13 protein-coding genes are annotated in these 14,593 nt (G+C 50.5%); 8 read left to right on the forward strand and 5 right to left on the reverse strand.

Features of this window, described 5'->3' with window-relative positions:
• Positions 1–285 precede the first annotated feature (285 nt).
• A complete protein-coding gene (locus ORD20_RS13185) occupies positions 286–1,866 on the forward strand; it encodes a glucoamylase family protein (protein WP_242968434.1) in 1,581 nt (526 codons plus the stop codon).
• Between the two features lie 168 nt (positions 1,867–2,034).
• Here the strand turns inward: ORD20_RS13185 and ORD20_RS13190 are convergent, their stop codons facing one another.
• Both ORD20_RS13190 and ORD20_RS13195 read right to left on the reverse strand, forming a co-directional pair.
• Entirely contained in the window at positions 2,035–2,583 is a 549-nt protein-coding gene (locus ORD20_RS13190) for a hypothetical protein (RefSeq protein WP_146039016.1), read from the reverse strand.
• A gap of 194 nt (positions 2,584–2,777) precedes the next feature.
• Positions 2,778–3,440: a CAP domain-containing protein gene (locus ORD20_RS13195; RefSeq protein ID WP_103375183.1), complete on the reverse strand. Its 663-nt coding sequence runs from the start codon at positions 3,438–3,440 to the stop codon at positions 2,778–2,780.
• Between the two features lie 905 nt (positions 3,441–4,345).
• Between ORD20_RS13195 and ORD20_RS13200 the strand changes: the two genes are divergently transcribed.
• From ORD20_RS13200 to ORD20_RS13225, 6 genes are all read left to right on the forward strand, one after another.
• Positions 4,346–5,287, forward strand: coding sequence for a D-2-hydroxyacid dehydrogenase (locus ORD20_RS13200; RefSeq protein ID WP_103375500.1), 942 nt, complete (start codon positions 4,346–4,348; stop codon positions 5,285–5,287).
• 153 nt (positions 5,288–5,440) lie between these two features.
• Positions 5,441–5,779 carry a GNAT family N-acetyltransferase gene (locus ORD20_RS13205; RefSeq protein ID WP_369825245.1) on the forward strand — a complete coding sequence of 113 codons (339 nt, stop codon included), beginning with the start codon at positions 5,441–5,443 and terminating at the stop codon, positions 5,777–5,779.
• Between the two features lie 139 nt (positions 5,780–5,918).
• Entirely contained in the window at positions 5,919–6,527 is a 609-nt protein-coding gene (locus tag ORD20_RS13210) for an ATP-dependent Clp protease proteolytic subunit (RefSeq protein WP_103375185.1), read from the forward strand.
• A 147-nt stretch (positions 6,528–6,674) separates the two neighbouring features.
• Positions 6,675–7,625, forward strand: a complete 951-nt coding sequence (locus ORD20_RS13215; protein WP_430626256.1) for an HD domain-containing protein — start codon at positions 6,675–6,677, stop codon at positions 7,623–7,625.
• 22 nt (positions 7,626–7,647) lie between these two features.
• A complete protein-coding gene (locus ORD20_RS13220; protein WP_103375187.1) occupies positions 7,648–8,391 on the forward strand; it encodes an SDR family oxidoreductase in 744 nt (247 codons plus the stop codon).
• A 440-nt stretch (positions 8,392–8,831) separates the two neighbouring features.
• Positions 8,832–10,043 (forward strand): MFS transporter, encoded by a 1,212-nt coding sequence (locus ORD20_RS13225; protein WP_430626257.1) that lies wholly within the window; start codon positions 8,832–8,834, stop codon positions 10,041–10,043.
• Positions 10,044–10,120: 77 nt separating this feature from the next.
• On the opposite strand, the gene ORD20_RS13230 is transcribed toward ORD20_RS13225, so the two are convergent.
• From ORD20_RS13230 to ORD20_RS13240, 3 genes are all read right to left on the reverse strand, one after another.
• On the reverse strand, positions 10,121–11,926 hold the full coding sequence (locus tag ORD20_RS13230; RefSeq protein WP_103375189.1) for an alpha/beta hydrolase family protein: 1,806 nt from the start codon (positions 11,924–11,926) through the stop codon (positions 10,121–10,123).
• Positions 11,927–12,028: 102 nt separating this feature from the next.
• Positions 12,029–12,667 (reverse strand): N-6 DNA methylase, encoded by a 639-nt coding sequence (locus ORD20_RS13235; RefSeq protein ID WP_255398125.1) that lies wholly within the window; start codon positions 12,665–12,667, stop codon positions 12,029–12,031.
• Positions 12,661–13,602: a type I restriction-modification system subunit M gene (locus ORD20_RS13240; protein ID WP_207654646.1), complete on the reverse strand. Its 942-nt coding sequence runs from the start codon at positions 13,600–13,602 to the stop codon at positions 12,661–12,663. Before ORD20_RS13240 ends, ORD20_RS13235 begins: the two co-directional genes overlap by 7 nt.
• Before the next feature lie 227 nt (positions 13,603–13,829).
• Between ORD20_RS13240 and ORD20_RS13245 the strand changes: the two genes are divergently transcribed.
• Positions 13,830–14,423, forward strand: coding sequence for a hypothetical protein (locus ORD20_RS13245; RefSeq protein ID WP_103375190.1), 594 nt, complete (start codon positions 13,830–13,832; stop codon positions 14,421–14,423).
• Positions 14,424–14,593 lie beyond the last annotated feature (170 nt).

Here is a 14,593-nt window from a genome sequence, read left to right on the forward strand (position 1 = left end):
GATGTCAATAGGTTAGGAATTAAAAGAAGGATCACATCAATTCAGATAATAGGAGTTTTTGGGGTTGAAACCCGTGATTATCAGCGCGTTTTCTAAGGATCTACGCGAAAACTCAAAAATTCCCGCCAAAAACCCTAGGCAAATCGACAAGATGTTCGTGAGAAAATTTTCAACGTTTGGTACTTGACAGTAATAAAACAGTATTCGAATAATAACTAGCGAATCGAAATGATTCGATGGGAAAAAGTATCATCAATCCGGAACACTACATAAGGGGGAACTGTCATGCCTCATAGGTCTCGCAAAGGTACCACGATCACCCTCGCCGGAGCAGGAGCCGCGGTCCTCGGTCTATCCAGTTTGTTGGTCTGGTCTCCGATTTCTGCGGCCGCTAGCCCGCCATCAACGAATCTTGCAGTTACAGCGCCGATGTCGGAATCCTTGGCCCCGGCCCCACCTTTAAAGATGCTCTACGCTGGACAACCATTGACGGCTCAGCAGCGACACTCCCTTAAGGGGATAGCAAAGAGAACATGGAAGTTTTTCTCGATTGATGTGAACCCCCAAACCGATTTGCCCATGGATAATGTGGGTTTTCAAGGAGCGCCAGCTCAGGGTGCGTATACGTCGCCCACCGACATTGCGATGTATTTGTGGAGCATTACAGCAGCTGCACAGATGCATATTATTCCCGCGCACCAAGGATACGCGTTGGCTAATCGAGAACTGCAAGCGATTCAAAAACTGCAAAAATGGAACGGTTTTCTGTTGAGTTGGTATGACACCAATACTGGCGCGGCTATTAATGGGCCGGGGCAAGGACCCATTACGTCAACGACAGGGCAATTTATCTCTACCGTAGATAATGGTTGGTACGCATCGTCTTTAATTGTTGTCCGCAACGCTTTTCCCGGTTTAGCACCGCAAGCTTCGAAATTGTTGAAGGCCATGAATTTCGGGATTTTCTATGATAATGGCGATCAAGCCACCAATATAACGGCCGGACAAATGTACGGCGGCTATTATGCCGGGGAGGGACCGGCATCATTCGAATATGGCAACCTTAACACAGATCCTCGAATTGCTGCGTATGTCGGCATGGGAACGGGAACTTTGCCCGGAGACGTGTGGTGGCGCACGTGGCGTACCCTTCCGGCTGACTTTACTTGGCAGACCCAGGTACCAAACGGGCCGACAGTGACTTATACCGACCCGTATTCTGGAAAATCTTTTTCGGTCGTAGAAGGGCACTACACCTATGACGGGATTACCTATGTACCAAGCTGGGGTGGGAGTGAATTTGAAGCGTTAATGGCTCCGCTTGTCGTTCCCGAGTCGACGTGGGGGCAAAAGAGCTTTGGTCTCAATGACATCAATTATGCGCAGGCTTCTATCGACTATGCGACCCAGGCGTTGAAATACCCGGTATGGGGTCTGTCGCCGGCCAGCGTTCCCGGTACGACTGGCAACTACGCAGCCTACGGTGCTTATCCAATGGGGTCAGGGGGAACGGGCAATGCCTATGCGAATACGGCGGTGACTCCATACGCGTCCTTTTTAGCGCTGCCATTCGTGCCTCAAGAAGCGTTCCAAAACATTCAAAAGCTGCAAAGCCTATACAACGTCTACGGGAGGTACGGGTTCTATGATGCCGTCAATCCTGTCACCGGCACAGTGGCGCCCCGTTACTTGGTTCTTGATCAAGGGATGATTATGGCGGGGATCGACGATGCATTGATGCAAGGCGGTCTGCAACGCTACTTTGCCGAAGATCCTGTGGGTCAACATGACAAAGCCTATTTGGAAATGGAGCGATTTTCCATTACGCCTGCGCCAGGATTAGTGCTTCATAACGGAGATCAATAGCGCACAAGTCTGGTGATGGATCGAATCGTTTGAAATCCGGGTATGGAGGGATCGGCGTTGGTGATGACCCGTAGACTCCTAATAACGTGATCTGTTAGCGGCCCGCTTGCCGAGTGGCGTAGGGCCGCCCCTTCTATGCTCTTGGATCCACCAAGAGGTTCTTTAATGTCACCCGCGGCGAGGAGATGTTGCGGCGGCCCGTGGCGGCGGGGCAGAAGGATATCCCGTGACATGGGGCCTTTTTAGAGGTTGGCTCGCCACTGCCGACGCGGCAATGGGAGCGTGAGGGATGGGGAGCGCGGCGGGCGTGGATGCAACTGGCTCGACCGAGCGCTTCAGGTACAGGGGCGTTAGGGTCGGGTTTTGTGGGTCGTTTGCCGCTGCCCATAAGAAAAGTCCCCAAGCCACACGAGATAGCGTATCGGTTGATACGGTCGTAGGGTCGAGCTGCAGGTATAGGGTGTGGCTATTCCACCGCGGGCTGCGTTGTCTTGGCCAATGAGTTAAAATCCCTAATATCCGCGCCGCTTGGCGAGTATAGCGGGTAGCAACAGCACTGGATAAAATGGCAAAGGGGCCCATAACAAGCTGGAGATTTAGGGCGGCGCTGTTGGAGGGTTGTAAGATGTGCCACGACGTGAGAGCTTGACGCAGGTTTTCTGCGCTATTGGTAAGGTCTGGTGATACGGGATCAACTGAGATACCCCAAGATTTCATTTTTTTCACCCGGGATTACTCTATTCGCTGGTATGGCTAACGGTGACCAAATTGATACAGCAAAACCATAAATTTCCGGATAATTTTTGCAGGCAGTTGGCTGCCTGCCCTTAATTCGTAACAAAATTCCGTCGGCTGCAAACGTCAAGAACGGGTCCAAAGGACAGATAAAGGAAAAATTTTAGGTCAAACCGTCAATATTGAGTGCTAAGGTTTGGCCCCATGAAAAGTTCAGAAATGGCCACGCCAGACCCCCACGGAACAACGCCGACCCCGATCTGGGTTTCATACGGATTTAAGATATTGGCTCGGTGGGGTGCGGATGCCATTAATAGCGAAAAGGCTTGGGTCACCGTGCTGGCCTCGGCAATATTTTCTGCGCCCATGCCTTGCGCCCTAAGGCCAGCGGCTTCTTCCATTTGGATAGGCCAGCCGTAAGGGACCATGTCGCTCGTAAAGGGACCGTTGCTAAGTGCTTGCGCCCGTTCTTGTGCTAATGCCATCAAGGTATTGTTGACAGTGTAAGGTAAAAGGCCGGCTTGTTGCCGAGCGTGATTAATCAGGTCAATCATTTGTTGGGCTTGCGATGATAAGCCGACGGCAGGCGCGGGTGCTGGGGCGACTTCGGTCGTTTTGATGGGAGGGGTGCTGGTTATGGCATATTGCGCTTGTCCCATGGTTTTGTATGCGCTTTGGACGCTAGCGACCGGAAAAGGCGTAGCAATGCCAGCTTGAATGCTTGTTGTTGTGACTGGGGGCGTAGCGGGTTTGGCGATATGTATGGTCGTCACGGCTGAAGGAATAGTTAAAGGGGTTGAAAGCCCAGCGGCGAGCAGTAAAGCGGCAAAATAGTTCATGAATGTTAACCTCCGTCTCCATAGTTAGGCACATCAAATCTCTTGTACAGTAGGGGAATGAGGGGACCTTGGGCAAATGGCAAATGGGTGTTTGCGCTCGCACAATGTGGAACAAAAAGGGAAATTTGCCAGATATCGTTCTGTCATAGCAAATTTCCCTGTAGTTCCATTATTTAGGTAAAGTAAGCGTCCGCATGTATTAACTTGCCTGGGGCGGAAATAAGGGACTGGGCGGGCAAGCTAGTACGGGACCGACTTGCGGACACACGGGCGGGACACAGAAGCCGTAAGTCGGAATCAATAATTGAACCGTAGCGGTGGTCTGAAAGAGCATGCACAAGGTTAATGTGCAGCTGATGTCACCGTTTGGCAGGTTGACACACGTGCAGGCTCCTGAGAGTATCGTACACGATGGCGTTGTGCCACTGGGGTTATACAACGTCACGTTTTGCGTAATGACGGCGGTTTCCGGCAGGGTTACTCCAGAGGTGCAGGTGACAGAATAGTCAACGGAAATGATGAATGTGATATTGTTGTAATCAGTAGCGCTGGTTGGTGTGACGGCACCCACTGTGCACGATGAGGTCGACAGATCTATCGCACAGGAAGAAATGGGGCAAACGGCAGATGGCAGAAATGTTTGTGTAGTCGTGATGGTCTGTGAACAGGAGTCATACACCTTATCTACGACAATGCAATCAATTTCCGTTGTTGGAGGGCATCCGGTATCTGGGCAAGGACCGGGGCTAACACTGGCCATGAGAACGACCTTCCTTTCACTGTTCATCTCTTTGCTAAGGAATGGGAGCTCTCCCATTCGCTGGATAATATATGGCATCTATTGGCAATTGGTTCCTGAAACAAGCAATGTGACTTTACGGTCTTGATAGGGGTAGAGAATGGATATGCGTGATCCGTTGATATTGGTATACAATCAGAATCCTGAACCCATTGCGGACTATCTAAGGAGGCACGATTGTCCGGGACGTGTGGTAACGGCATCTCATGCAGATGACGCACAAAAAGCGATAACGGAAGCCGAAATTGTCTTTGCATGGCGATTGCCGTCACCGCTTTATGCTGCCGCACGCCATTTGCGCTGGATTCAAAGTATGGGAGCTGGCGTCGAGGATATTGTCGTGAATCCTCATATTGGGCCGGAAGTACTCATGACCCGTATTGTGGGCCAGTTTGGTGTGCCCATTGCGGAGTATGTTTTTGCTGAACTTTTGTACCACGTAAGAAACTTGTCAGAAGCACGCCGCTTGCAGCACGCGCGGCGATGGCAGGGGTTTTCTGTGGATTCTTTAAAAGGACGCACCATAGGCGTTGCGGGACTCGGGTCGATTGGGAAAGAAATTGTTCGCAAAGCCCGCGTTTTTGACATGCGGGTGGTGGGACTCAGTCGTCATCAACCTGTCGCAGGGCTTGTTGACCGTGCCTTTAATGATCGGCAGTGGATACAGTTTGTACAAGATTTGGACTATTTGGTACTGGCCTTGCCGTTGAGTGCTCAGACCGCAAGGGTTGTCGATGACACGATATTAGGGTATATGAAGCCCCATGCCATAATTGTTAATGTGGGCCGTGGGCGAGTAATTCATCAATCCGCCCTCATACAAGCGCTTTACAGGGGAGATATTGGGGGTGCCATCTTAGATGTTTTTGAAGACGAACCATTGCCGCTGGATAATCCGTTGTGGGGGTTACCCAACGTGGTGGTGACGCCCCATATTTCCGGCCCCAGTGTTGATGAGGAGGTAGCCGCGTTCTTCTTACGCAATCTAAAGCGTTTCTTGGGAGGAGAACCCTTAGAGGGTGTTGTAGATCGGGAGCGAGGTTATTAGGTGGCGAAAGCCAAGGGGGTTATATAAATAATTGAAGTAGACGAGGTACATAGCGCGAGACAGTGGCAATTATTTCGCGAACTGGTTGAAGAGTACGGCAATACTCGAGGCTTTTCTCTAGAATTTCAAAACTTTTCAGCAGAACTCGAAAAACTGGCGGATATTTATGCGCGTCCTTCCGGCTCGGCTTTGCTTGCTTTCCACAAGGAACACGCATGTGGGTGCGTTGCCCTAAAACGGTTGGAACAAGGCATTTGTGAAATGAAGCGTCTGTATGTCCGTCCTTCTTGTCGTGGTTACGGTCTAGGACGCCAGTTGGTCGAAAGAATTATGGAATTGGGGCAAACGCTTGGCTATGAGCGGATGCGTCTCGATACATTAGAATCGTTGACGGCAGCGCTTCATCTCTACCGGACGTTGGGTTTCTATGAGATTCCACGCTATAATGATAATCCGCGTCCTGATGTCCGCTACTTGGAACGCCGGTTATAGGAGGAGCTTTGCAGAGGAGCTAACTATTGACGGAAGCCATGGGGATATGTTCTTCTGAAAGGGTGAGGCAGCGAGGCTTTTCTTTGCTCGTATCTAGAAGGCGCTCAATACATAGTGTCAAGCATAGGGGGGAATGAACATGCCGCTAATACCCATGGTGGTCGAACAGACCAACCGGGGAGAACGCTCTTATGATATCTATTCACGGTTGCTTAAAGAGCGCATTATCTTTTTAGCCGGGGTCGTCGATGACGATATGGCAAACCTCGTGGTGGCTCAACTCTTATTCTTGGAGAGTGACGATCCCGATAAGGATATTCACCTTTATATTAATTCGCCTGGCGGTTCCACCACGGCTGGGATGGGCATATACGATACGATGCAATATATTAAGCCTGATGTCTCTACCCTTTGTGTGGGCATGGCCGCTAGTATGGGAGCGGTGCTGTTAGCGGGAGGCGCGGCTGGGAAACGTTATGCGTTGCCGCATGCCGAGATTATGGTACATGAGCCGTCGGTTCAACGCATGGGGGGAAAAGTGACAGACGTTGAAATTTCCATGCGAGAATTGCTGAAGACCCGTGAACAATTGTCGGCCGTGTTAGCGAAGCACACCGGCCAACCGCTTGAGAAGATTATGCGGGAGTTGGAACGCGATTATTGGATGACCGCTGAGGAAGCCAAGGCCTACGGCATTATTGATGGGGTCACGGTGCCGCGTGCCAAGAACTCGGATGCCAAGGAGTAAGTCTAGTTTTAGGTTAGAAAATCATAAAACAGCAGCCTTTCTAAGGGCTGCTGTTTTATGATTGTGCGAGAATATCCGGTGATGGCAGGCGGTATAATGAACGCCTAGGTGTTTAAGAAGATCATGATTAGTGAGGAGGTGAGGAAATTGCTCACTAAGATTCCTCAACCTATCCGTGTGATCTGGCAAACGTTGACCCAAGAAAGCCAGACATTTTTAGTGGGGGGAGCCGTACGGGATTTGTTATTGGGGGAGATTCCTCATGACTACGATTTTGCTTCGGCTCGCCCGCCCGCTGAGGTAATCCGTTGGGCCCATTTGCAGGGATGGCAGGCCATCTTGACAGGCGCGGCTTTTGGCACCGTGACACTGCGACATCCTGCTTATCCCAATTGGCCGGTAGAACTGACCACCTTCCGCCTTGATGGCGCGTATAAAGATAGTCGTCATCCAGACGACGTCCAATTTAGCAATAATATTGTAGACGATCTGTCTCGTCGCGATTTTACGATGAATGCCTTGGCGATGAGTATTGATGGCCAAGTGGTCGACCCCTTTGAAGGGCAGACGGACCTCAGAAATGGTGTGATTAAGACGGTGGGTGATGCCGCAGTCCGGTTGCGTGAAGATCCTTTGAGAATCTGGCGCGCCGTAAGGTTTGTCGGGAAAGACCATGGAGGTCAGCCCTTTACATTGGCCCCAGAGACGCAAAATCAGATTCAGCAGAATGGTCTTTGGGTGTTGCGGATAAGCCCAGAGCGGCAGCGCGATGAATTGTGGAAGTTATTGGGCACCCCGCACTTTGATCATGCGCTGCGCACCGCTGATATGCTGGGGCTCTTAAGTTTGGTATGGCCGGAATGGGCCGCAACCCGAGGATTTGCGCAACATAATCGTCACCACGCGTATCCAGTCCATGTACATTTGCTTGCGACGGCGGCTCACGGCTCGTCTGAAGTATTACGACTTGCGGGTCTACTCCATGACATTGGCAAGCCTGAATGTCTTAGCTTAGACGCATCGGGACAAGGACACTTTTATGGGCACGAAGTCATCGGGGCTGTCTACGCCGAAAGGATGTTGCGTCGTTTTCATTAAGCATGACAAGGAGGAGATTCATGTGAAAGGAAAAGTCGCATTGGTCACGGGAGCAAGTCGCGGTATTGGGCGGGCGACGGCCCTCTTGCTTGCAGAGCGGGGAGCTGAAGTAATTGTGAACTTCGTGAATAATGCTAACGCCGCAGAAGACACCGTCCGTGCCATTCGCGAACACGGAGGCCGTGCGGTGGCGTGGCCTGCGGATGTGCGCCAGGTTGATGACGTTGACCGCATGGTACGACATATTGATGAGCAATGGGGACGCCTCGATATTCTTGTGAGTAATGCGGCCATGCCTTTTACGATGAAATCATTGGATGATATGACATGGCAGGAATTTCAGCAAAAGCTTAATGATGAATTACAAGCAGCCTTTCTCATGACCAAAGCCGTCATCCCGCTCATGGCGCGCCATCATGCAGGCCGTATTGTTTATGTTGGGAGCGGCCTATCCAAACACACGGCGCCCCGAATGGCAGCCCACGGGACGGCCAAAGCAGCATTGACGCAATTTGCGCGTTACGTCGCTACGGAATATGGTCCTTTAGGGATTACAGCGAATGTTGTCTCACCTGGATTAGTTCGCACCGAAGCCACAGCCTTTCAATCGCCAACCTTCTTGGAGCATGTTGCCCAAACTACGCCATTAGGGCGCGTTGCGGAACCTATCGATGTCGCCCGCGTTATAGCGATGTATGTATCCGACGATAGCGGATTTGTGACCGGCACTTATATTCCGGTTAATGGTGGAGCAGCCATGGAGTGAGCCCGTTCGCGAACGGTGTTGTTGACTAACCCAAACATAGAAGGTGTGCGTCTGAACATTAAGCGACGCACGCTTTTGCATTGATTGCTTAAGCTTTGGGGCTTTTTTTCTGAAGACCTTGTTCACTCATTGTGCCCATATCGATAGTTCTGGATGCATGTATTCCCGCGGACGAAAGTCGTTGCCATCTAAAATCAGATGGCCTACCTTATCAAAAGAGCTCGATTTATTTCCGTGAGATACCGAGAAAATATGCTCAATATATGAGAAGAGTTCGGATCAGAGATTGCGAAACGAGGTCAAAAAAACAGCGGACTCTCTACCGCGCTTTTATACTATGAGTATAAACGACCGTAAACTATAAGTCTATTCTTTCCACGACATTTTCCTTATGATGTTCGCATCCGGCCGGAAAACCGTGAATGAGAGGAAATGAAAACGTGTGGACATTGGCTAAAGGGCCATTATCCCGGGATCCTTTTCGTTGGTTCTTTATGGGCCGGATGCTTTCTCTGTTTGGTAGTGCGATGACGCCCATTGCCCTGGCTTTTGCCGTGTTGCAGTCCCGCCACGGGCCACAGCTGCTGGGGTATATCTTAGCTGCGCAGTTGCTTCCCCATACTCTTTTCTTACTTGTGGGTGGCAGTGTTGCCGATCGGTACCGGCGTGATCGTTTAATCATGCTAGGTAATATGGGAGCTGGCTTGTCCCAAGCCGCCATTGCCGCGGTGGTATTGACCGATTCCGATCCCGCGTGGATTATCCTTTTGGCTATCGTAAATGGGGTGCTTGAGGCATTTACAGGCCCGGCTATGCGCGGCATTGTCCCGGAGTTAGTCGACGTTCCAGAGATCAAAAATGCCAATGCCCTTCTCAATGCGGTGCGTGGCGTGGCCCGCATGGTGGGGCCAATAGCGGGAGGGATGTTTGTGTCAACCATCGGGGGAGGCTGGGCCATTGTCATAGATGCGAGTAGTTTTTTTTTGAGTGCGGTGTTTATGTCGCGTGTGCATCTGCCGTCTCACGTTGTCAGCCATCATGATCCTATCGCAATCGTGGTTCGGCAGGGCTGGGATACATTCCGTCACAGTGAGTGGATATGGCCCCTGACCGGGGCATGGTCCATCATGAATGCGTTGCAGATGGGAACTTGGCAAGTCTTAGGGCCCATTTACGCTAAAGATACCTTTGGCGCTACCGGATGGGGTGTTGCATTGAGCATGCGAGCTCTCGGAGTGTTTTTGGGGAGTCTTTTCATGTGGCGCCTTAGAATTTCTTATCCATTGCGGACGGCTATGATGGCGGCAGCCATCATGGGGCTTCCCATGATGGTGCTGGGACAAGGACTTTCGCTGTCCTATTTGCTGGGATCTGTTTTGATGGCTGGCTTTGGGGCGTCGGTGTCGGAGGTCTTATGGAATACGACACTGCAGCAAAGGATGCCATCTGAAGTCTTGTCGCGGATTATGGCTTTTGACGATTTAGGGGCATATATGTTGATTCCGGTGGGAGAAATTGTCGCGATTCCTTGTGCAAACCGTTGGGGCCTTCACCCCGTGGAAATGGTGGCCGGGGTGGCCTTTATGATGACCGCATTGACGCCGTTATGTTTGCGGCAAATCCGCCGCATGACGGTATCTGCTGAGAGCTGATATTCCGCGAACGAGACGATACAGAGAATCCGTAGAGTAAACGGGACATAGGGCATCTGCCCTATGTCCCTAAAATTTTACGCATTGTGCATCAGGTGTTTTTCTAGAAAAGACGCGATGCGCGGATACAGCGTGAGGCGGTTTTTCAATTTGACGACACCGTGACCTTCGTCTTCAAACAGCATGTATTCAACGGGAAGGTTTTTGGCCCGCAAGTGCTTTACGATCTGTTCGGCTTCGCTGACCGGGACGCGGGGATCGTTTTGGCCATGCACGACCATCAGCGGGGCTTGAATGTTGTTTACATGGTAAACAGGAGAAATCGTTCGAAAAAACGCTCGGTCATGGTCTAATGAACCGTACTCCGCTTCGCGAAGTTTACGCCGGTATGGACTGGTGTTTTCCAAAAATGTTTCTAAATTGGCGATGCCGACAATATCGACTCCGGCCGCAAAAAGATCAGGGTAGGTGGTTAATCCGGCTAAGACCATAAAGCCGCCATAAGAGCCACCCATGAGTGCTATGCGGTGGCCGTTGATTCCTGGTTGATCGCGCAGCCATGTGACCAAGGCCGCAAGATCCTTGACCGAGTCCATACGCTTTTGCACATCATCCAAATGGACATACGTTTTGCCATACCCTGCGCTGCCTCGCACGTTTGGCGCGGCAATCGCAAAACCGCGGCTAAGTAAATACTGATAAACGGGATTAAATCCCGGCCGCTCTTGCGATTCCGGGCCACCGTGCACAGAAATAACTACGGGGACGCGTTCGCTATGAGGCTGTTGGGGACGATATAGCCATACGGGGACCATAAGACCATCGAAGGAAGGAAATGCGTGAAGGGTCGGTTCCACAAATTGATGAAAATCTAGGCCAGATCGAGATGCCCAGGTGATCGGGGTTGTTTCCAAAGGATTCAAGTGGACGCGATAAACATTGGGGTTATGGGTGGCATCGTGATAAGTTAAGGCTAAGTCCGATCCATTTGGATGCCAGTCGATTTGGGCAATCACGCCCTTTGATAACGACTGAATGGGCTCAGTCATTCCGTTTGCAGACACATAGAGCTGCGAATAGCCTTGGCGATTGAGAACATATGCATAGTGTCCAGACGGACGGTGCACTGCAAGATACTCGACATCGTATGGGTCTTGAGTTAGCCATTCCAGACGGCGAGTTTGTCGACGCCATAATGCGAGGTGGGTAAACTCAGCATTTTCATCGCTTGCCATCAGCACATCCTCTTGGGGGCCCCAGTACTGCGCAAAATTGTATTGGGCATTTCCCTGATGCGGCGTCAAATGCATCATTTCGCCCGTGTCGATTATCAGTTCGTACAATTCATGGTTGAGGTTCGATAAATGCGATACGGCTAAAAGGCGCCGATTATCGCTGGAAAAATCTAAGACGCGCCACCATCCTTGGTTTTTCTTAATCAACTGACTCTGGTCAAAGGTGTCTCCAGTTTTTAAGAGGTAAATATCATAGTCTTGACCATTGCGGGCATTGCTTGTGATGGCTAGCCATTGGCCATCGACGCTGATGGCTCCGAGATTGTACATCGCAGCCGGGTTATTGGTTAAGGCGAGTATGTCGGTTCCATCTTCATTAGTGAGATAGAGCTGGGAATTTTCGTTACCGCCTTGGTCCATGGCAAACAACAATTGGGCTCGCTGAGGAAGGGGCCACACGTCCATGACACGATTGTCAAAATCTGTGACTAAGTGAGGCCATCCACCTGATTCATTCATCACGTAAACTTGAGCCGTGCCCGTGAGGTTCATCAAAAACACGACGTGATGGCCACTGCCCGTAAAGCGAGCGCCAAAAGCTTGCCGAATTCGCAGAAACTGCTCAATGGTGGGGTTGTTTGTTGGCAAGATATTCCTCCTTCGTGGGATAGACTATTCTTAGTGTTTCCGATCAAACACGGGTGTGTCAAATCGTATGCGAAGAAGGGGAGTAGGCGATTTAAGAGGTCTCTATGACCGGGACATTTTAACCATGAATGGAAAAAATAAAAAGGCTCCAACCACAGGATTTGTGTTGAGGGTACGGATGGATGGACGAGCCCGAATGGGGTCGAATCGATTCAGGAGGGAAGCCAGAATCGAGCCGTACATCTTGGCTTCTAGTGCAGCACGCTCCGTCTCCAGATCGCGCAACTCTCGAATGACGGCTCCAATGTCCACGGTCTCGGCTTCGACGGTGGTATCCACATAGCGCGAGATATTCAGGGTGTAGTCATTCTGACGAATTTCTACAAGGGAAACGACCCGCGCATATTTGTCCACGTCTTGATAGCCGAGATAGGCATCCACGATTTTGGCGCTGTCGGCTGGACGCAGGGTGTTTTGGTTCTTACCAGCGAGAAAGTCTCGGGACCCATCGATGAACAGCACGTGGTCTTGGCGATCCTCAGGGCGGGACTTCTGGATGTTGAGGATACAGGCCGGGATCCCCGTGCCATAAAACACGTTGGGAGGAAGTCCGATCACAGCATCGATGAGGTGATCTTCGAAGAGACCTTGGCGGATATGTTGCTCACTGTTACCTCGGAACAGGACCCCGTGTGGCATAACCACGCCTAAGCGTCCGGTGACATTGAGCGTCGCTACCATGTGCTGCACAAAGGCGAGGTCTCCATAGCTCTTGGGAGGGAGTCCATAGCGGAATCGCCATAACCATCATGCTCGGCTTCTTCTCGGCCCCAGCCCTTCAAACTAAACGGGGGATTGGCGATGACCCGGTCAAACAGCATCAACTCGCCATGCTCCACTAGCTTAGGATCGCGGATCGTGTCACCTTTCTCGATGCGAGCATCCACTAAGCCGTGCAGGAGCATGTTCATTTTGACGATACTCCAGGTGTTGAGATTCTTCTCTTGTCCATAGAGGCTGATGTTCTTGATGTTGCCTCCATGGGCTTGGATATAGTGCACCGATTCGATCAACATGCCCCCAGATCCTACGGTAGGGTCACAGATGCGCATGCCTTCGGTGGGTTGGAGCAGTGCGACGAGGAGTTGGACCACATCGCGGGGTGTGTAAAACTCGCCGCCTTTCTTGCCTGCATCGTCTGCAAACTGGGCGATGAGATACTCATAGGCTCGGCCCAACATGTCTGGCTCCGGGAGGTCATGGTTGCCGAGACGCAGTTGGCTGAAGTGTGCCATGAGGCGGAGCAAGACCTGATCCGGGAGCCGGTCCTTGTTATTAAAATCAATGCTGACGAGGACGCCTTCGAGTCGACGATTTTGTTCTTCTAAGGCTTCAAAGGCGGTGTTGATGGCCTCCCCGACATTCACCGCGATGCTCTGCAGATGTGCCCAGCGTGCTCGGGCGGGGAGAAAGAACTGGTATTCGACGGGATCTTCGGGATCGGAACCGGGTTCTTGTCGCAGGGCTTGGTATTCATCTTCGAAGACGTCGTTGAGACGCTTCAGAAAGAGGAGTCCAAAAATATAATTTTTATAGTCCGCCGAGTCAATGCTGCCCCGGAGGATGTTGGCGGACTCCCAGAGATGGGCTTCCAGTTCTTGCAGGGTCAGAGCCATGTATATTGGAATCTCCTTCCATTCGACAATCGCTTTGTGTATAGTCAGATCATACAGGATTGGGGTGGAGTTGGGGAGAGGTTTCTGTGCAGTTGTTGGTTTATTGGCGTGATGTTTTGTCGGCATCGTTTGCAAGAGACACTTTAGAAGCCGCGTCAACGAGTTGTTAAAACATAAGTCGAGATGGTCATGGTTCAATATAGATTTATAAAGATTGGTGGAGATTGATGATCAAGCTATTGGCATCGATTCACACACGATTGAAGAAAATCAACAGCCACCAATTCGAACGCATGGAATCGGCATTTCAAGGTAATTCTATGTTGATGCCCATGCTTCTCGATTTAGCACACAGACAGTTAGCACAACAATTAGATGCAACAAATTCTATAGAAACTAAAGCCGTTGGCGTTTTGGCTTTTACGGGTGTCATTTTTGCATTATCAAGCAAGCTTTCCTTAGGTGCACTGATTGCTATTCCGTTCGTTTTCGGTATAATTTCAGTATGGTGTTCCATAATAACTCTCCGACCAGAACAATACAAAAACGGACCCGATTTAAATGAATTTTATAATTTGATTATAAAAGAGCCACATACCGATGTACAAAAGCTGATGTGGAGGGAAATTGCGAATCACTTAGCAAGCAATAAAAAAATAATGATTAAAAAAAGTAAGTGGCTCAAAGGTGCATTGATTTTTTTGATTTTGACCGCAGCAAGTCTTCCGGTATTAACAGTGTGGCAACATTACATAGGAGGGGAACCACATTATGTCCAAACGGGTACGTCAAAAACCATCCCAACCCCCAAAAAATTCTGAACAAAATCATGGTTCTGATTTACCGCCATCGCGGGTCAGGGCTAATACTCTGAACAAATCCAATTCAGATCGTCCAGTAACCCCTCCCTCATCGAACGAGTCTCCACGGAAGAAGAAATAGCGATATCTTTTACAGGGAGAGTTGCGACAGGCTTGCTGATTTATAAAAA

This window comes from Sulfobacillus thermotolerans, from assembly GCF_039623705.1.
Classification (GTDB): Bacteria; Bacillota; Sulfobacillia; order Sulfobacillales; family Sulfobacillaceae; genus Sulfobacillus; species Sulfobacillus thermotolerans.